The organism is Gymnodinialimonas ceratoperidinii (genome assembly GCF_019297855.1).
In the GTDB taxonomy this organism is placed as follows: Bacteria; Pseudomonadota; Alphaproteobacteria; order Rhodobacterales; family Rhodobacteraceae; genus Gymnodinialimonas; species Gymnodinialimonas ceratoperidinii.
The window spans coordinates 1,170,027-1,188,680 of sequence record NZ_CP079194.1; the positions used below are offsets into that span (position 1 = coordinate 1,170,027).

At 65.0% G+C, this 18,654-nt stretch carries 18 protein-coding genes; 6 read left to right on the forward strand and 12 right to left on the reverse strand.

Going from position 1 to position 18,654, the window contains the following annotated elements:
• The 8 genes from KYE46_RS05725 to KYE46_RS05760 form a co-directional block, all read right to left on the reverse strand.
• Window positions 1-1,395, reverse strand: a complete 1,395-nt coding sequence (locus tag KYE46_RS05725) for a sensor histidine kinase (protein WP_219004088.1) — start codon at window positions 1,393-1,395, stop codon at window positions 1-3.
• The gene (locus KYE46_RS05730) at window positions 1,392-2,201 is read right to left on the reverse strand and encodes an alpha/beta fold hydrolase (protein WP_219004091.1); all 810 of its coding nucleotides are present in this window, start codon (window positions 2,199-2,201) and stop codon (window positions 1,392-1,394) included. The genes KYE46_RS05725 and KYE46_RS05730 overlap by 4 nt, the downstream gene beginning before the upstream one ends.
• Window positions 2,202-2,255: 54 nt before the next feature.
• Window positions 2,256-4,082 (reverse strand): M3 family oligoendopeptidase, encoded by a 1,827-nt coding sequence (locus KYE46_RS05735; protein WP_219004093.1) that lies wholly within the window; start codon window positions 4,080-4,082, stop codon window positions 2,256-2,258.
• A gap of 134 nt (window positions 4,083-4,216) precedes the next feature.
• Window positions 4,217-4,567 (reverse strand): AAA+ family ATPase, encoded by a 351-nt coding sequence (locus KYE46_RS05740; RefSeq protein WP_219004095.1) that lies wholly within the window; start codon window positions 4,565-4,567, stop codon window positions 4,217-4,219.
• A gap of 27 nt (window positions 4,568-4,594) precedes the next feature.
• Window positions 4,595-5,611 carry an endonuclease/exonuclease/phosphatase family protein gene (locus KYE46_RS05745; RefSeq protein ID WP_219004097.1) on the reverse strand — a complete coding sequence of 339 codons (1,017 nt, stop codon included), beginning with the start codon at window positions 5,609-5,611 and terminating at the stop codon, window positions 4,595-4,597.
• A 1-nt stretch (window position 5,612) separates the two neighbouring features.
• Window positions 5,613-6,320 (reverse strand): molecular chaperone DjiA, encoded by a 708-nt coding sequence (locus tag KYE46_RS05750; RefSeq protein ID WP_219004098.1) that lies wholly within the window; start codon window positions 6,318-6,320, stop codon window positions 5,613-5,615.
• A gap of 79 nt (window positions 6,321-6,399) precedes the next feature.
• On the reverse strand, window positions 6,400-6,870 hold the full coding sequence (locus tag KYE46_RS05755; RefSeq protein ID WP_219004100.1) for a GNAT family N-acetyltransferase: 471 nt from the start codon (window positions 6,868-6,870) through the stop codon (window positions 6,400-6,402).
• A complete protein-coding gene (locus KYE46_RS05760; RefSeq protein ID WP_219004102.1) occupies window positions 6,867-7,481 on the reverse strand; it encodes a VOC family protein in 615 nt (204 codons plus the stop codon). Before KYE46_RS05760 ends, KYE46_RS05755 begins: the two co-directional genes overlap by 4 nt.
• A 76-nt stretch (window positions 7,482-7,557) precedes the next feature.
• Between KYE46_RS05760 and KYE46_RS05765 the strand changes: the two genes are divergently transcribed.
• The 4 genes from KYE46_RS05765 to KYE46_RS05780 all read left to right on the forward strand — a co-directional run bounded on the left by KYE46_RS05765 (window position 7,558) and on the right by KYE46_RS05780 (window position 11,440).
• On the forward strand, window positions 7,558-8,136 hold the full coding sequence (locus KYE46_RS05765; RefSeq protein ID WP_219004104.1) for a 5-formyltetrahydrofolate cyclo-ligase: 579 nt from the start codon (window positions 7,558-7,560) through the stop codon (window positions 8,134-8,136).
• 9 nt (window positions 8,137-8,145) lie between these two features.
• Complete coding sequence (locus tag KYE46_RS05770) at window positions 8,146-8,949, forward strand: TIGR00282 family metallophosphoesterase (protein WP_219004105.1); 804 nt, start codon at window positions 8,146-8,148, stop codon at window positions 8,947-8,949.
• Window positions 8,950-9,187: 238 nt separating this feature from the next.
• A complete protein-coding gene (locus KYE46_RS05775) occupies window positions 9,188-9,535 on the forward strand; it encodes a hypothetical protein (RefSeq protein ID WP_219004106.1) in 348 nt (115 codons plus the stop codon).
• Window positions 9,536-9,658: 123 nt separating this feature from the next.
• A complete protein-coding gene (locus tag KYE46_RS05780; RefSeq protein ID WP_219004107.1) occupies window positions 9,659-11,440 on the forward strand; it encodes an SLC13 family permease in 1,782 nt (593 codons plus the stop codon).
• Window positions 11,441-11,567: 127 nt separating this feature from the next.
• Here the strand turns inward: KYE46_RS05780 and KYE46_RS05785 are convergent, their stop codons facing one another.
• Window positions 11,568-13,343, reverse strand: a complete 1,776-nt coding sequence (locus tag KYE46_RS05785) for an SLC13 family permease (protein WP_219004108.1) — start codon at window positions 13,341-13,343, stop codon at window positions 11,568-11,570.
• A 157-nt stretch (window positions 13,344-13,500) separates the two neighbouring features.
• On the opposite strand from KYE46_RS05785, the gene KYE46_RS05790 reads away from it, so the two are divergent.
• Both KYE46_RS05790 and KYE46_RS05795 read left to right on the forward strand, forming a co-directional pair.
• Window positions 13,501-14,268: a YebC/PmpR family DNA-binding transcriptional regulator gene (locus KYE46_RS05790; RefSeq protein WP_219004109.1), complete on the forward strand. Its 768-nt coding sequence runs from the start codon at window positions 13,501-13,503 to the stop codon at window positions 14,266-14,268.
• A 138-nt stretch (window positions 14,269-14,406) separates the two neighbouring features.
• Window positions 14,407-15,378 (forward strand): DMT family transporter, encoded by a 972-nt coding sequence (locus KYE46_RS05795; protein ID WP_247716927.1) that lies wholly within the window; start codon window positions 14,407-14,409, stop codon window positions 15,376-15,378.
• On the opposite strand, the gene KYE46_RS05800 is transcribed toward KYE46_RS05795, so the two are convergent.
• The 3 genes from KYE46_RS05800 to KYE46_RS05810 all read right to left on the reverse strand — a co-directional run bounded on the left by KYE46_RS05800 (window position 15,339) and on the right by KYE46_RS05810 (window position 18,565).
• The gene (locus tag KYE46_RS05800; protein ID WP_219004110.1) at window positions 15,339-15,800 is read right to left on the reverse strand and encodes an SRPBCC family protein; all 462 of its coding nucleotides are present in this window, start codon (window positions 15,798-15,800) and stop codon (window positions 15,339-15,341) included. The two genes, KYE46_RS05795 and KYE46_RS05800, sit on opposite strands and share 40 nt — an antisense overlap.
• Window positions 15,801-15,897: 97 nt before the next feature.
• Window positions 15,898-17,292, reverse strand: a complete 1,395-nt coding sequence (locus tag KYE46_RS05805) for a helix-turn-helix domain-containing protein (RefSeq protein WP_219004111.1) — start codon at window positions 17,290-17,292, stop codon at window positions 15,898-15,900.
• A 55-nt stretch (window positions 17,293-17,347) separates the two neighbouring features.
• A complete protein-coding gene (locus KYE46_RS05810; protein WP_219004112.1) occupies window positions 17,348-18,565 on the reverse strand; it encodes a multidrug effflux MFS transporter in 1,218 nt (405 codons plus the stop codon).
• Window positions 18,566-18,654 lie beyond the last annotated feature (89 nt).

Consider the following 18,654-nt stretch of genomic DNA (forward strand, 5'->3'; position numbering starts at 1 on the left):
CTATCCGGCGTTGCCGTCGGCGGCTTCCAATCGGGTGGCGGCGTCCCAATAGGGGGCCTCCAGCCGATATTTCAGCCCGTCCGGCGCGAATTCCAAGGTGGTCTCTCCGTTCAATTCCGAGGCAATCAACGTCTCGATCAACTGCCGCCCGAAGCCTTCGCGGGTGGGTGGCGTGATTGTCGCGTCGGATTGTTCGTCCCATGTCAGCACGAAGCGCGGCTCCGCCGTTTCGCTGCCCTCGATCCACCATTTCAGGCGCACGGTCCCGTTGTGCTTCAGCGCCCCGTATTTGATCGCGTTGGTCATCAACTCGAAGAGCGCGAGGGCCGTCATGGCGACCGACTGCGCGGGGAGCGAGATATCCGGCCCCTCCACGCTGAGCCGGCTCTCGCCGTCGAAGCGACCGGTTGTCAATTTCACCACGTCGGTCAGGCTGGTGCTGTCCCAATTGTTGTCCACCAGAAGATCATGCGCGGCGGAAAGCGCGCTGATCCTGTCGATGAATTTCGTGGTTTCCGCCTTGGTGCTGGCAGAGCGGAAGGTCTGCCGCGCGATACCGACCACGACCGCGAGGTTGTTTTTCACGCGGTGGTTCAACTCGCGCATCATGATGTCGACTTGGTGCTCTGCCTGAACCTGCTTGGTGATGTCGCGGATCAGCAAGGAGAAATCGCATGTCCCGTCGAGCGAGCGCTGATCCGGGATCGGGGTGACCGACAGATGCAGATGCCGTCCGTCCGGCGTCGCCTCCTTGAAGAAAACCGTCTCGTTCGAGGCGCAGGCCTCCTTGAGGTGCGGGGTCAGCCAGTCGGAGGTGTTCGAGACGTCCAGCAGGTCTTGCGCGGATTGGCCGGCTGCCGTCGCCTCATCAAGGCCGAACATGCGGACAGAGGCGGGGTTCCACCGCTTGATGGCGCCGTTTGCGTCGAGCCGCAGCACGGAAATCAGCGAGGATTCCACGATCGCAGCCAGTTCCTCCGCCCCGTCACGGGCGCGGCGCAACTCGGCCTCGTATTGCGCGCGCTCGGTGGTGTCGAGGGCGGTGAAGATGATCTCTTCCTCACCGGTGACTGTGTTCATCTCGAGGTTGCCGTTCAGCAGGATCGGCACGGTGCGGCCATCGGGATTCTTCAGGTTGCACTGAATCTCGCGCACGAAGCCCTGGATGTAGAGCATCGGCAGCATATGCGTATCGCAATAGATGCGGCCCGCCACATCGAAGAGGTCCGACAGGCGCTTGCCGACGATCTCGCCCTGCTCCCGCCCACACCAGAGCGCGAAACGCGGGTTGCAATAGAGCACGCGCGCATCACGATCGGTCAGGACGACAGCACAAGGAGCCAGGCTGATAATACGACGGGCAGCTCCGGGTACCAGCGTCAGTTCGTCCGTCACCGGTTCGCTTGCTCGCGGCTCAGATAGGAGTCTATCGCCTGAATGGTCGCGTCAGGTGCCGTCAGGTGCGGGCAATGGCCGAAGGTGTCGATGACGTTCAGCGTGGCATTGGGGATCGTCTTTTCCATCCACTCACCCACCGACGTCGGCGCGAGCGCATCATTGGCGCATTGCAGGATCAGTGTTGGTACGTCGATCTGGCTCATCTCGGCGCGTTTGTCGGAGAGGAAGGTGACCTCTCCGAAATGACGGGCGATATCGGGATCGGTGCGGCAGAAGCTTTGCGTCAGCATCTGGCTTGCGGGCCCTTCCGCCCCGTCTCCGGCGATGGTCGGCGCCATCTGCTCGGCCCACCCGAGGTAGTTCTGCTGCATGAAATCGATCACCTGCTCCAGATCGGCACGGTCGAAGCCGCCGGTATACTCGGGCTGGTTCAGGAAGCAGGGCGAGGGGGCCACCATCACCACCGAACCGATCTTGTCAGGGGCCGCCACCGCGGCGAGGCCCGAGGTAATGGCGCTGACCGAATGGCCGACGAGGGTCGGTTTCTCCAGCTCCAGCGCGTCGCAGATCTCGATGATGTCCTCGGCGTGCCGCTCCAGCTTCCCGTAGGACGCGTAATCATAGGCCGAAAGGTCGGACTGCCCGGCACCGGTCAGATCGAAGAGCACCACGCGGTGGCTCTCCTCGAAAGCCGGCGCCACGAATTTCCACATCGACTGGTCACAGCCGAACCCATGGGCAAATACAAGGACATGATCGCCGGACCCGAACGTCCGAACATTGTTTCGTTGCACGACAGACATTCAGACACCCCCGGATAAATGCAAAGCAAAGACGGTAGCGCTGCGATTATCCCCTTATTTCTCCATCGCTTCAAGTTCGTCGATGAAACTTTCGATCATGCTGAGGCCCTTGTCCCAGAATGCCGGGTCACTGGCGTCGAGGCCGAAGGGTGCCAGAAGCTCCTTGTGGTGCTTCGAGCCGCCCGCGCGCAGCATGTCGAAATACTTCTCCTCGAAGCCCTCCGAGCCTTCCGCGTAAACGGCGTAGAGCGCGTTCACGAGGCCGTCGCCGAAGGCATAGGCGTAGACGTAGAAGGGCGAGTGGACGAAGTGGGGGATATAGGCCCAGAAGGTCTCGTAGCCCTCCATGAAGTTGAAGACCGGCCCGAGGCTTTCCCCCTGCACCGACATCCAGAGCGCGTTGATATCGTCCACCGTCAACTCGCCGCCCCGCCGCGCCTCGTGCAGCTTGCACTCGAAGTCGTAGAAGGCGATCTGGCGCACGACCGTGTTGATCATGTCCTCGACCTTGCCCGCGAGCATCACCTTGCGGGTTGCATCGTCCTTGGCCTCGGCGAGCATCTTGCGGAAGGTCAGCATTTCCCCGAAGACCGAGGCGGTCTCGGCCAGCGTCAGCGGCGTGGAAGAGAGCATCTCGCCCTGGCCGGCAGCAAGCCGCTGGTGCACGCCGTGGCCCAATTCATGCGCCAGGGTCATCACGTCCCGCGGTTTACCAAGGTAGTTGAGCATCACGTAGGGATGCACATCCGTGACGGTCGGATGGGCGAAGGCCCCGGGCGCCTTGCCCTCCTTCACGCCGGCGTCGATCCAGCCATCGGTGAAAAACGGCCGCGCCAGCTCCTCCATCCGGGGATCAAAGGCGGCATAGGCTTCCGAGACGGTGCGCCGCGCTTCTTCCCACCCGACGATGCGGTTTTCTTCCATCGGCAGGGGCGCGTTGCGGTCCCAGACCTCCAGCGTGTCGAGGCCGAGCCACTTGGCCTTGAGGTTGTAATAACGATGCGACAAGCGCGGATAGGCCGCAACCACGGCATTGCGCAGCGCCTCCACAACCTCGGGTTCCACGTGGTTGGCGAGGTGCCGGCTGGCCTGGGGCGAGGGCAGCCCGCGCCAGCGGTCGCCGATCTCCTTCTCCTTCGCCAGAGTGTTGTGGATCCGTGCGAAAAGCGGCGCCGTCTCCTCGAACTTCTCGGCCAGCGCCCGCGCACCCGCCTCGCGCCGCGCCCGGTCGCTGTCGGTCAGCAGGTTCAGCGTCGCTTCGATCCCCAGATGCTCGCCGTCGACCTCGAAGGTCAGCCCGGCAATCTGCTCGTCGAAAAGCTTGTTCCAGGCCGAGGCCCCGACGACCGAAGTATCATGCAGGAACTTCTCCAACTCATCGCTCAGCTGGTAGGGCTTCATCGCCCGCATCCGGTCGAACACCGGCTTGTAGCGCGCCAACTCGTCGTTCTCCGCCATCATCGCCTCGTAATGGGCGTCCTCGATGCGGTTGAATTCCAGCGAGAAGAAGACCAGCGGCGTGGTGTAGGTGGTGATCTTGTCCTGCATGTCGGACATGAACTTGGCGCGCTCGCCGTCAGTCGTTTTCTGGTAATAGCGCAGCCCCGCGAAGGACATGATCCGGCCCGCGATCATGTCGATCTTCTCGTAGCGCAGGGTGCATTCCAGCAGACCCGCCGCGTCCAGCTCGGCCAGCTTGCCCTCGTAATCGGCGGCGAAGGTGCGGCAGGCTTCCTCCAGCCAATCCAGATCGCGCTTCAACGCGGCCGCGTCCTGCCCCTCGTAGAGGTCATCGAGGTTCCACTCCGGCAACCCCTCCAACGGTGCGCCTCCAGAGTCGGTGGCGGCGTCACGGGCGGGAGATGGGAACGGCAGGCGCATGGGAAATCCTCTGGAAATAAGCATCGGCACAGATATGCGCCTGCGAGGGGGAGGTCTCAACCCACCCCTTCATCTTTTCACAAATACCGGCGGGGTGTGGGGCAGCGCCCCACAAGCGCGTCAGCGCTTGAGCCTTACAGCTCCACTTCGCCGCTGTCATCCAACGTGGGGTCGAACTCCGGCGCGTCGGGGGACCGGCGGATGATGATATCGCCATTGGGCAGCCGCTCGGGCAACTCGTAGGACGTGACATCGTCCATCAACTCGCCCATGCGGTTCAGGAACGGCAGCACCTCGTCCTCGAAATAGGGCCGCGCCTCTTCGATCATCGGACGCATCTCTTCCATCAGCCCTTCAAAGATCAACCGCGTGCCTTCGCCCAACAGGCCCAGGCCTTCGCTTACGTCACTGTCGTCCTGTGCGGCCGCGGGCGTCGCAATCGCGAGCGCGCCAGCCACGATGCCGATGGCAAATGCATGTTTCATACGTTCAAGATGGGGGCTGCACCGGGCTCAGATCAAGTCCAGGCTGACCGGGAAGTGATCCGACGCCGTCAGCAGCGCCTCGCGCAGATCGGCGCGGCTCCAGCATTCGGGATCATCGAAGGGATGCCAGATATGCCAGCGCTGCGCCCGCGCGCGCAGGTTTGGAGAGACCATGACGTAATCCAGCAGCGCCTGCAGGTAGCGGTTTTCGTGCCGCTTGAAAAAGCGCGACGTCGTGGGGGCCGCGGACAGTTTCGATTGCAGGGCCTGCGCCGCATGCGGGTCGAACAGCCGCCGTTCCGGCGCGCCGTCACTGCCCAGTACGATCTCGAGCCCCGAGCGGCCGAACAGCGCCTCGTATTCATCCAGCCCCGGCCCGTCGTTGAGATCGCCCGCCACGATCAGCGCCTCGCCCGCGTCCAGATGCGCCTCGACCCGGCGGCGCAGCCAGATGCATTGCGCCAGTTGCTTGCGTCGGTTGGCAATCGCCATGCGCATCACGTCCGCGTCCGTCACCGCACCGTGAGGTGCCTTGGATTTCACATGGGTGCCGATCAGCCGGATCGGACCCACCGGAGTATCCAGCGCGGCCTCCAGCGGGGGTTTCGAGAACCGGACAAGGTCTTCCTGCGCGTCGATGTCGAGATCGATCGCGAATTCGCCGTCGAAACGCGGCGCGCCGGCATCGCGCGGATCGTGGCGGGCCGAGAGCACATCGGGATCGAAAAGCAGCATCAGTTCCTGCTGCGTGTCGTTCGGAAAACCCACCAGGACCTCCCGCGCGCGGATACCCGCATGGGCGGCGAAATTGCGCAGGGCAATGGAGCCATCGCGGCCCCGGCTGGTGTCCGGTGCTTCCACGATCAGAACCGCGTCGGCGTCCAGGGCCTGAAACACCGTCGTCAGCGCATCGATCTGAGCTTGCCGCGTCACGTTCCATCGGCCGGACCATCCATCGTCGCACAGCAGCGTGCCGGCGTCGTCGAACAGCTTGAAGAACCACTCCACGTTGTAAGTGGCGATCCGAAACGGGCGCTGAGCCATGTCAGGCCGGTTCCCGGCGGCTGCTCTGGATTTCTTCCCATGCACGGTTGATCGCCTGCATCCGCTGCTCGGCCATCCGGACCGCTTCCTCCGGCACGCCGCGCGCCATCATCTGGTCGGGGTGCATCTGCCGGACTTCCGCCCGGTAGCTGGCGCGGATCTCGTCCAGTGGCGCTTCGGGATCGACGCCCAGAACCGAGTAAGGATCAAGCGGAAGGTCCGGCACGAAGCGCGCGCGCAGGCGGCGGAAAGCGACCTCGTCCATGCCGAAAATCTCGGCCACACGGGACAGGAACGCATCTTCTGCCGGATGATAATCCCCGTCAGCCGTGGCGATGTGAAAGAGCCCCTCCATCAGGTCGCAGAGCACACTGTCCGCGCCGCAGGGCTTGCCTTCAACCTTGAACATGCCCGCGATCCGGCGGGCGTATTGCTCGAACCCGGCCACGTCCTCACGAGCCATGTTGAAGACCCGCGCGGCGGCGGGTTCATCATCGGGGGGGATGTGGAAGACGCGACGAAAGGCCGTCACTTCATCCCGCGTCACCAGCCCGTCCGCCTTGGCCATCTTCGCCGAAAGCGCGATCACCGCGATGGTGAAGGCGACCGTGCGTTCGGGCGGCGTACGCAGGCGTCCGAAGACTTCCGACAGGCTTTCCCCCTGGCGGAGGGCTTCCAGGGCTTCGGATATGCGGGTCCACAGTGACATGCCGCCAGCTTAGCCATTGAAGCCGCGATGGGGCAGGGGAAAAGCGCCGGATTACAGATAATTCACATAAGTTTGCGTGTCACAGGAGCTTCTGCATCAGCACGAGATCAATGAATCGCCCGAACTTGTGCCCGACCTGCGCCAGATGCCCGACCCTCGAGAAGCCCATGGCATCATGGAAGGCGAGACCATGGGCGTTCTCGCCCGAAACCCCGGCGATCAGCGTGCGATGGCCCGCCGCGCGCGCGTGATCTTCGACCGCGCCGAGAAGGGCGCGGCCCAGTCCACGGCCACGGGCAGCTTCGGAAAGGTATATCGCGTGTTCCTGGCTCAGCCGGTAACCATCGCCGCCGCGAAACTGCGCATAGGTCGCGAAGCCCAGGGTCCGGGCCCCGTCGCGGGCGACGAATACGGGCTGCGAAGCGATGAGATCGGCGATCTGGTCAGGCGTTTTCAGGGTCGACGTGAAGGTGATCGCGGTCTCGGCAATGACCTCGTTCCAGAGCGTGAGAACGGCGTCCCTGTCTGAAAGCGATGCCCGCGTGATCACAGGGTCACGTCGCCCGTGGGCGTGGCCAACACGGCCTCGATCCGCGCCGCCTCGGCAGGGATGATCGAAACGCGCGGGTCGGACATCAGCGGTCCTAGCGCAGCGCGAAGGGCCGCGGCCTCGGGCGCATGCAATCGAAGCTCTTTCAGGCGCACGCCGGTATCGCGCAGGCGCGGCGCGGGATGAGCGTCGTCGTGCCACTGGATCAGGGCGGGAAACAACCCGCCGAAGGGCAGCTTGCCATCCTCGGGGATCGCCATGGACCAGCGCAGATCGCCCCGTTGAAGCTTCCACGGAACGCCGATGCCCTCGGGCGCTGCGGCAATCGCGGCCTCGATGTCCGGGCAACGGCAGATCCAGTTCGTCACCCGTGTGGCGCCGCGGAAGTTGTCGAGGTTGAACCAGCGCGGCTGATCGGGGCCTTCCGCGGCGGGATTGACCGCGATGACCTCGAAATATTCCTCCGGCCCGAAGGAGAGCAGGCGATTGTGCGTGCCCATGTCAGGATGCTCTCCCCCCGGCAAAAGGGGCTGGCCAAGAGCGGTTTCGACGTCCTGGACGCCGCGGGCGAGGGTCTCTGCAGAGACGGCGATGTGATCGAAGGTCAGCATGGGCGTAGTCGTAACTGATGCGGGCGGGGTCGGAAAGCGCCTAGCCAAACTCGGGCGATGCGCGTTTGATGCGCCCATGATCCAGGACCGTAAAGCCACCGCCCGCGCGCAAGCCTTCGCGGCCCGCAAACAAGCCCATGCAGAGGCCTCGGCCATCGTGCCCTCGGCGATTTCCCATCTGCTCGCGAGCATTGGACAGCCGGAAGGCCGGATCATCGCCGGTTACATGGCGATGCGGACCGAGCTTTCGCCGCTGCCCGCCATGGTGGCGCTCCACGCGGCCGGTGCGCGGCTTTGCGTGCCGATCATTGAAGCCAAGGGGCAACCTCTTGCGTTTCAGGAATGGACCCCGGAGAGCGAGATGATCCCCGGTCCCTTCGGCGCCTCGGTTCCCGCGCGGGGTGCTTGGCTGACACCTGACACGCTGATCGTGCCGCTGGTGGCATTTGACGCGCGGCTGAACCGGCTGGGCTATGGCGGCGGCTTCTACGACCGCACGCTGGAGCGCCTGCGCGCCGCCGCGCCGACGCGGGCCATCGGTTTCGCCTACGCGGCGCAGGAGCTGCCCGAAGTGCCGCAGGAGCCGACCGATCAGCCGCTGGACGCGCTGATCACCGAGAACGGCCCCCTTGCCGCCGGGGCGCCGCGCGCCTAAGCCGTCTTCATGCGTATACTTTTTCTTGGCGATGTGATGGGCCGCGCGGGACGTGCGGCGATAACGGGGCGATTGGCGCAACTGCGCGCTGATTGGAAGCTCGATTTTGTCGTGGTGAACGGCGAGAACGCGACCTCGGGGATGGGGTTGTCGGGCGCCCATGCCAAGGCGCTGCTCGATGCAGGTGCCGATTGCCTGACCCTTGGCGATCACGCTTTCGACCAGAAGGACATGCTGCAGTACATCGAGAGTGAGCCGCGGATCATCCGGCCGCTCAACTTCTCGAAATCCGCGCCGGGCAAGGGCGCACGGCTCTTCGACGTGAAGGGGCGCAAGATCCTCGTGGCGCAGGCGCTTGGGCAGGTCTTCATGAAGCGGCCGTTCGATGATCCCTTCTCTGCCCTCGAGGGGGCGTTGAAGACCCTTGGCGGACAGGCGGCCGTGCGGATCATCGACATCCACGCCGAGGCCACCTCCGAGAAGATGGCCGTCGGGCACTTCTGCGATGGCCGCGCGAGCCTTGTCGTGGGCACCCATACCCATGTGCCGACGGGGGACGCGATGATCCTGCCCGGCGGCACCGGTTACATGACCGACGCGGGCATGTGCGGCGATTACAACTCGGTCATCGGCATGGACAAGGTCGAGCCCTTGCGTCGCTTTATCACCGGGATGCCGAAGGACCGCTTCAACCCGGCGACCGGCGAAGCGACGCTTTCCGGCGTGATGGTCGAAACCGACGACCAGACCGGCAAGGCGCGCACGATCACACCGATCCGCGAGGGTGGGCGGCTTCAGACCTCGACACCTTGAACGAGAGCTGATCAGGCGCGCTCTGCCACGCTTCAGGCCTCATTTTCATGGGCTTTTCCGGGTGCAGCCACGCCGCGCTGCAGCTTGACACACCCCCTCACGGTAAGTTTACGCTACGGAAACCCCGCCTGACGGGCGGGGTCGAAAATGATTACTCGGCACTTGCGATCTCTGACAATTTCGCGGTCGAGACCCCTTCGGCCTTTATTCTCGAACAGCAATATTAAGGATCAAAAAAATGCTTACTTCTTTCAAAATTCCCGCTCTCGCCCTGACCCTCGCGCTCGGCGCGGCCCCCGCGTTTGCACAGGAAACCGTGGAACTGGTGACGGGTATCGGCTTCGGCGAGACCCAGGTCGAAGCGACGCAGAATTCCGTGCGCGCATGGATCATCGAGGGCACGCGGCTCTATGGGTCTGCGGATTTCAACACGGCCCTGCGCGGCTCGATCGATTGCAATCAGACCCCCACGACCGGTGGCGGGGAAGGGGGCGCGACGACGCTGGGTGTCGGTGTCTCGGGCGATGCGACGGGCGAATGGGCCTGCACGGTGACCGGCCTGCCTTTGAGCGCCATTCCCCAGTAATCGCGCTTCGTCAGCCAACATCATTCCTGCCCCGCCACCCACTTTGGCGGGGCATTTCTGTTGCAGGCCCCCGCGGGTTTCGCCAAGGTTGTCGGCACGGCATTCCGACCGGCGTGGACCCACATGCTCGATCTTCCCCTCTCCCAGACCGGCGAAGGTCTCCTGACCCTCGCGATCCTGCTGATCATGTTCGCGATGTTCCTTTGGGAGCGCTGGCCGACCGAGGTCGTGGCCATCGGCGGCACCGCCACGTTGCTGATCCTGGGGCTGTTGCCCTACGGTCGCGCGGTCGAGGTGCTGTCGAACCCCGCGCCCTGGACCATCGCGGCGATGTTCATCGTCATGGGCGCGCTGGTGCGCACCGGATCGCTCGACCGGCTGACCAAGTTCGCCGAGGCCAATGCCAAGGCGCGGCCTGCCCTGGCCATCGCCAGCCTGCTTGCCTTCGTCGCCATTGGCTCGGCCTTCATGAACAACACGCCCATTGTCGTCATCATGATCCCGGTTTTCGTGCAGATCTCGAAAATTCTCGGCAAGTCGCCCTCGAAGTTTCTGATCCCGCTGAGCTATGCCGCGATCATGGGGGGCACGCTGACCCTGATCGGCACCTCGACGAACTTGCTGGTGGACGGAGTCGCGCGGGCGCGCGGGTTGGAGCCGTTCAGCATTTTCGAGGTCACGCCCATCGGCCTCGTCGTCGTGGCTTGGGGCATGATCTACCTGATGTTCGTGGGCCGCTACCTTCTGCCGGACCGCGCCTCGATGGCGTCGCTTCTGGGCGGCAACAGGTCCCGGCCGAAGTTTTTCACCGAGGTTGCGGTGCCCCAGGGCTCGGCGCTGGTCGGGCAGGGGGCACTTGAGGTCGATCTGTTCCGCCGCGACGGTGTGCGGCTGATCGACGTGCTGCGCGGTGACGCCTCGCTGCGCCGGGACCTGAAAGCGGTGGTGTTCGAGCCCGGAGACCGCGTGGTTCTACGCACCGACATGGCGGAGGTGCTGGGGCTTCAGGCCTCCAAGGAGCTGCGCACCGTGGACAAGCTGAGTCAGGTAGCGACGGCGACGGTGGAGGTGCTGATCACGCCGGGCTGCCGGATGATCGGACGCTCGCTCGGCAACCTGCGCCTGCGGCGGCGCTACGGTGTCTATCCGCTGGCGGTGCATCGGCGGAACCAGAACATCGGCTCGCAACTCGACGATCTGGTGGTGCGGGTGGGCGACACGCTGCTGCTGGAAGGTGATCCGGCGGACATCCAGCGGCTGGCGGCGGACATGGACCTCGTCGACGTCACCCATCCCTCGGAGCGCGCCTACCGTCGGGGCAAGTCGCCGATCGCGGTGGCAGCCATGGCGGGGATCGTGGTGCTGGCGGCCTTCAACGTGGCGCCGATCCTCGCGCTGGCGGTGGTGGCCGTGGCGGTGGTCCTGCTGACCGGCTGCATCGACGCGGAGGAGGCGTTCTCCTTCATCGAGGGGCGCCTGCTGGCGCTGATCTTCGCCATGCTCGCCGTGGGCGCAGCGCTGGATCACACCGGGGGGATCTCACTGCTCGTGGGGGCCATGGCGCCTTGGCTGGAAGGCGCGCCGACCTGGGTACTGCTCTTCGCGGTCTATTACACCACATCGGTGCTGACCGAGCTGGTCTCCAATAACGCCATCGCCGTGATCATGGCGCCCATCGCCATCGCGTTGGCGCAAGCCACGGGCGTCGACCCAAGGCCGCTGGTGATCGCCGTGATGATCGCGGCCTCCGCCTGTTTCGCGACGCCCATCGGCTACCAGACCAACATGCTGGTCTACGGTCCGGGCGGTTATGCCTTCAGCGATTTCCTAAAGGTGGGCGTGCCGTTGAACCTGTCCCTCGGCATCGTGGTCTGCCTCGCGATCCCGCTGTTCTGGCCGCTTTAGGTCCTTGCGCCGCGGACGCTGGATGTGACCGGTCGAGGGCAGTAGGGGGCCAGCCCCCTCTGCGCATCCTTGGGGATGCGCAACACCCCCGGAGTTGTATCGGCCAAGATGAAGGGAGCGGGGGCTGTCAGAGGGGCCAGACGATGAGGATCGTGGGGATCGATACGGCGATGACGATGATTTCGAGCGGCAGGCCCATGCGCCAGTAATCGCCGAAGCCATAGCCGCCCGGGCCCAGGATCAGCGTGTTGTTCTTGTGGCCGATGGGCGTGAGGAAGGCGGCGGAGGCCGCGACGGCAACGGCCATGAGGAAGGGGTCGGGCGAGACGCCGAGGCTCTGGGCCATGGTGATGCCGACGGGGGCGGCGACGATGGCGGTGGCCGTGTTGTTGAGCACGTCGGACATGGTCATGGTGACCACCATCAGGATCGTGAGGATCGCCCAGGGCGGCATGCCTTGGGTGAGGGAGACGAGGGAATTGGCGATGAGTTCGGTGCCGCCGGAGCTGTCGAGGGCCGCGCCGAGGGGGATCATCGAGCCCAGAAGGACGACGACCGGCCATTCGATGTGGTCGTAGATCTCGGACAGGGGCAGGATCTTCAGGAGCACGTAGCCGACGGCGACGATGCCGAGAGCGATGGGCAGGTAGAGGATGCCGAGCGAGGCGGCGATGACGGCGGCAGCGAAGAGGCCGATGGCGGCCCAGGTCTTGCTGTCGTTGGTGACCTTAAGGCCGCGATCCGCGAGGGTCAGGCCGCCCAACCATTTCACCACGTCGTCGGCTGTCTCGGAGGGAGCGAGGAGCAGCAGGATGTCGCCCGGTTGCACCATGGTTTTGCGCAGCCGTTCCGTGATGCGCGTGCCCTTGCGGGCGATCCCCATCAGCGTGGTGCGATGGCGCCAGGAAAGACCGACGCTTTCGGCGGTCTTGCCGACGATGCGGGCATCCTGGGGGACGACCATCTCGATGAAGCTGACCCCGTCGCCGAGAGCATCGGCGGTGGCGTCATCGGTCTCGGCGGTTTCGAGGTTCTTGCCGACGCGGAACTCGTCGAGTGCCTCCGGGGTGGCCTCGAGAACCAGCACATCGCCGTGCCTGAGCAACAGGTTGCGGCCGGTGCCGAAGCGGCGTTTGCCATCGCGCAGGACGCCGAGAATGGCGACGTCGGCCTCTTCCGCGTCGCCCTGCAGGTCGCGCAGGCGCGTGCCGTCGAGCTTGCTGTCCTCGGGCAGGCGCAGCTCGGCGATGTAGGGGGCGAGGGCCTCGAGCTGGTCGCCGCCGACGCCGCTGTCGCGGTTCGGGATCAGGCGCCAGCCGATCAGCGCGACGAAGGCGAGGCCGGCCACCGCCGCGACGCCGCCCACGGGCGCGAAATCGAACATCCGGAAGGGCGCGCCCAGTTGATCCTCGCGGATCGTGGCGATGATGATGTTGGGCGGCGTACCGATCAGCGTGACCATGCCGCCGAGGATCGTGCAGAAGCTGAGCGGCATCAGCGACAGACCCGGTGAGCGATCGGATTTGCGCGCGGTGGCGATATCCACCGGCATCAGGAGCGCGAGGGCGGCCACGTTGTTCATGAAGGCCGAGAGCACGCCGCCGACAGCACCCATGATGGTGATATGGGCGCCGAGCGAGCGAGAGGCATCCACCAGCGTCCGGGTGATCAAGAACACCGCCCCCGACCGCACGAGGCCCGCTGAGACCACCAGAACCAGCGCCACCACCAGCGTTGCCGGATGGCCAAAGCCCGCGAAGGCGTCCGAGGCCGGAACGACGCCCAGAACGGTGCCCACCATCAGCGCGGCGAAGGCCACCATGTCATAGCGGAACTTGCCCCAGAGCAGCAGGCCGAAGACGGCGGCGAAGAGGGTGAAGAGGATGATCTGATCGGTTGTCATGCGGCGACATTAGCCGGGCTGCCGTGCCGCGTCACCCGGATTGCGGCGCTGGTCCGGTGGCCTCCGGGGCGCGCTTGGAGCGGGGGCCATTGCGCGGGGGCGGCCTCGTGCCGTATATGACGCCGGAACCACACGTCACACGAACCGGGAGAGACCCATGGCAGGCCACTCAAAATGGGCGAACATCCAGCACCGCAAGGGCCGGCAGGACAAGCTGCGTGCGAAGGTGTTCTCGAAGATGTCCAAGGAAATCACCGTTGCCGCCAAGATGGGCGACCCGGATCCCGACAAGAACCCGCGCCTGCGTCTGGCGGTGAAAGAGGCGAAATCCGTCTCGGTCCCGAAGGACGTGATCGAGCGTGCGATCTCCAAGGCGACCGGTGGCGATGCGGAGAACTATGACGAGATCCGTTACGAGGGCTACGGCCCCAATGGCGTTGCTGTGATCGTCGAGACGATGACCGACAACAAGAACCGGACGGCCTCGACCGTGCGGTCGACCTTCACCAAGAACGGCGGCAACCTCGGCGAGACCGGCTCGGTCGGTTTCATGTTCGACCGCAAGGGGCAGGTGACCTACCCGCTGTCCGTGGGCGATGCCGACACGGTGATGATGGCCGCGATCGAGGCCGGGGCCGAGGACGTGGAGACCAACGAGGGTGACGGCGACGAGGACCAGGGCAGCCACGTCATCTGGTGCGCTGACACGGACCTCAACGACGTCTCCAATGCGCTGGAGGCCGAGCTGGGCGAGAGTGAATCCACCAAGCTCGTGTGGCGTCCGACGACGACGACCGAGCTGGGGCTGGAGGACGCGCAGAAGCTGATGAAACTCATCGAAGCGCTGGAAGAGGACGACGACGTCCAGACGGTCACCGCCAACTTCGAGATTTCCGACGAGGTGATGGCGCAGCTTTCCGAATAGGTCCGGCGCGGATTCCATCGAATTGATTTCATTGATCGCGTCGCCCTCGGGCGGCGCGATTGCGTTTGAGGCATTGCAGGTCTGCGTCATGCCGATTGCGGTTGTAGCCTCCGTGCCGGAGTGCTTCTTTACGCGGACATGGAAACGCCTGTCCCCTCGCCACAAACCAGCCCGCCCGAGAGCCGCCCCGGTTGGGGCATCTTCTGGATGCTGCTGACCGGCCTGTGCTTCGTCGCCGTCACCGCGACCGTGAAGATGGTGGGTGACGATGTGCCGGCGATCCAGTCGGGCTTTCTGCGCTACGTGCTGGGCCTCGTGTTCCTGATCCCGATGCTGCCCTCGGTGCGTCGCGCGCCGGTGGACCGGGGACTTGCGGGGATCTTGTTCGCGCGCGGTGCGGCCCATGCCCTTGCGGTATCGCTGTGGTTCTTCGCCATGACCCGCATTCCGATCGCGGATGTCACGGCGCTCAACTACCTCAACCCCGTCTACGTGATCCTGCTGGCGGTGCTGTTCCTTGGGGAGCGTCTCGGCCCCAACCGGATCGCCGCCGTCGCCGTGGCCTTCATCGGCACCTTCGTGATCATCCGTCCCGGCTTCCGAGAGATCGACCTCGGCCATGTGACGATGTTGTTCACCGCCATCGCCATGGCGGGCAGCTACTTCCTCGCCAAGCTGGCCTCGCAGCGGGTCAGCGCCGAGGTCGTCGTCTTCTACCTGTCACTGGTGGTGCCCGCGCTGCTGGCGCCGGCGGCGTGGTACGTCTGGGTGCCGGTGGCCTGGGTCGACGTGGGCTGGCTGTTTCTCTGCGCCTTCTTCGCCACCATGGGCCACTACATGATGACCCTCGCGTTCCGCGCCGCGCCGCTGGCCACCACGCAGCCGGTCACCTTCCTGCAATTGATCTGGGCCACCGCCCTTGGTGTCTTCGTCTTCGGGGAGCCCGCGGATATCTACGTGATCGCGGGCGGCGGAATGATCATCGCGGCGGTCAGCTACATCACCTGGCGTGAAGCCGTGCTTGCGCGCCGCCGCCGGCGGGTGGCCACCGAGGCGCGCGAGGCAGAGGCTCAGGCCGAGGGTGCGTCGCCGCTTTCCAGCCGGTCTTGAAACCGCTCAAAAAACTGGTCTGCCATCTTGGTGGCGAAGCTGTTGACGAGACGCGAGCCCAATTGCGCAATCTTGCCGCCCACCTTGGCATCCACGTCGTAGGTCAGCTCGGTGCCGCCGTCGGGGTGGTCGGCGAGGTGCACCTTCGCCGCGCCCTTGGCGAAGCCTGCGACGCCGCCCTTGCCTTCGCCCGCGATGGTGTAGCTTTCGCCCGGAACCACGTCCGAAAGGGTCACGCCGCCTTTGAAAGTGGCCTTCACCGGGCCGACCTTCTGCTTGACGGTCGCCTCGAACCCCTCCTCCGGCGAGCCGGTCAGCTCTTCGCAGCCGGGGATGCAGGCCTTGAGGGTTTCGGCGTCGTTGAGCGCCTCCCAAACCTGCATGCGGTCGGCGGCGATGTGGCGGCTGGCGTGAAGTTCCATGAGTTTCTCCCTGTTTCGGCGCAGCTTACGGGCCGCGCGGGGATTGGCAATGGGCTAGCCCCTCTCGAAACCGAGAAAAAGCCGCAGGCCCTGTGCGTCATTGCGCAACTTCGTAGGGCAGCGTCCCGCGCCGGTTCGGGTTCACCACCAGTTGCCGTTCCAACGGCGGCACGGCGCGCTGGTGGCAATGGCGGCGTTCGCAGATGCGGCAGGAGATCCCGATGGGCTGAAACGCCGTGTCGCGGTCCAGATCGAGGCCGTCGGCATAGACGAGAGAGCCCGCGTGCCGCACCTCGCAGCCGAGCGAAATTGCATAGCGCCGGGTCGGCCGCCCCCAGGCGCCGCCGGACTTTGAGACGTCACGGGCAAGGATGACATAGCGCGCGCCGTCCGGTGTTTCGGCCAGCTGGCGCAGGAAGCGGGCAGGGGCCTCGAAGGCCTGATGGACGTTCCAAAGCGGGCAGGCGCCGCCGAAGCGGGCAAATTGCAACCGTGTCGCAGAGTGGCGTTTGGTGACAGTGCCTGCCTGATCGACCCGGGCGAAGAAGAAGGGGATGCCCTTGGCGCCGGGGCGCTGCAGGGTCGAGAGCCGATGGGCAATCTGCTCGATCGAGGCGCCAAAGGTGATGGCGAGGCGTTCCAGATCGTGCCGGGTCTCGCGCGCGGCTTCGGCAAAGCGCGTGTAGGGCATGAGAACCGCACCGGCGAAGTAATTCGCCATGCCGATGCGGGCGATCTCGCGGGCGGTCTCGGATTGAAAACGGGCCAGATCGAGCGTCGCCTCGATCAACTGCTCCTGCCCCAGAAGCGCATATTGATGCAGCAGTTGAAACCGCTGCGTCTCGGGCGCGGCCTGCGGCGAGAGGGTGAGCGTTCTGGTCTGCGGCTCGTAGGCGCGCACGCCGTCGCCCGAAGCAAGGCGGAGGGTCACGCCCATGTCGGCCAGAACCGACTGCGTGTGTGCTGCCAGATCGCCGGTCGCGCGAGCGGCAAAACGCTCGGCGGCGCGGTCCACGGCGTCGATGTAATTATCGGTGTAATGGAAGAAATCGCGCACTTCCTCCCATGGCGAGGCCGTGGCGCTGCTCTGCTGGCCAAGGGCTTCATCCAGCGAGGCGAGCCGCTCCTGCGTCTGGCGATAGGCGCGGTGAAGTTCGAGGAAAGCATGGGCGAGCGTCGGCGCATTGGCCGAGACCAGACGCAGGTCGGCCAGTTGCGGCGCGGTTTCCGAGAACAGCGGATCGGCCAGCGCTTCGCGCATGTCCGACACGATGCGGTCGGCGTCGGAGGCGGAAAGCTCGGTCACGTCGACGCCGAAGTCCTGGGCCAGACCCATCAGCACGGCCGTGGAGAGGGGCCGGTTGTTGTTCTCCATCTGGTTGAGATAGGGCAGCGAGACGCCAAGCTTGGCGGCGAAATCCTTCTGGGTCAGCCCGAGCCCGGTGCGCAAACTGCGCAGCTTCGCGCCCACGTAAAGTTTCTGAGTCGCCATCGCGCCCTCCCTTTGCAACTTCTGATTAGAATGTTTGCAAAGTCAGGCGCAAGCCTCAGGTCTGGGCCACCTGCTGCTCGCGGCGGACCGTGTAGACGATCGAGAAGACCGACAGCAGCGAGGTGATCAGCATGATGATCACCAGCGGATAGGCACCGGTGCCTTCGGTCAATACCGCGCCTGCGAGCGCCGACATGGCCGCGCCGCCCAGAAGCATGATCGCGCCCCCAAGCCCGGACGCGGTTCCGGCCAGATGCGGGCGGACCGACAGCATGCCGGAGGTCGCGTTGGGCAGCACCATGCCGTTGCCGAAGCCCACGAAGGTCATGAAGCCAAAGAAGACGAAGGGTGTCTGGATGCCGAGGATCATGAAGATCAGCGAGAGTGTCATGCCGACGGCGGTGACGATGGTGCCCCAGAGGATCATCCCGTTGATGCCGACGCGCGTCGAATAGCGGCCCGATATGCCGTTACCGAAGAAATAGCCCACTGCAGGCGCGCCGAAGTAGAAGCCCACCTGCGCGGCCGAGAGGTTGAAGACCTCGGAGCCCACATAGGGCGCGCCGCCGAGGTAGGAGAAGAACGCCCCCGACGCAAAGGCCGCCGTTGCGCAGTACCCCCAGAAGCGGCGCGAGGTCAGAAGTTCGGGATATTCGGCGATCTGCTCGGGCAGGCTGGATGTGCTGGTGCGTGCCGTCTCGCCCAGATCGGCCCAGACCAGCGCGAGGATCGCCCCGCCAAGAAGGAGGAGGAGCCAGAAGTTGGCCTGCCATCCCATGGATTGCTCCAGAACGCCGCCGATGCCGGGGCCGATCATGGGAACCACAGCCATGCCCATGGTGACATAGCCGATTTTCGAGGCGGCTTCCGCCTCTTCATGCATGTCGCGGACAACGGCGCGGCCAAGGACGAGGCCGGTCACGATGACCGCCTGCATCATGCGGAAGAACAGGAAAACCTCGACCGTAGAGGCGGCGAGGCAGCCGATGGTGGCCAGCATGAACAAGGCCGTGCCGCCAAGGATGACGGGCCTGCGCCCGAAGCGGTCCGAGATCGGGCCGATGAGGATCTGGAGCACCGCGTTCACCAGCAGGTACAGGGAAACCGAAAGCTGCATCAGCCGGTAATCCGTCGCGAAGAAGTCGGTCATCGCGGGCAGGGACGGCAGGAAGATGTTCATCGACAGGGCCCCGAGGCCCGTTACGAGGATCAGCGTAAAAATGTGCGGGGGCGTGGTGCGATCCAGAAACCGCGCCGGTTCGTGCGTGCTCATACTAATGGCGTATGGCGGATTTCCGGGAAGGTCCAGAGTGTGCACAGATGTATACCGCCTTCGCAAATTTGCAAAATGAGCCTCTCATT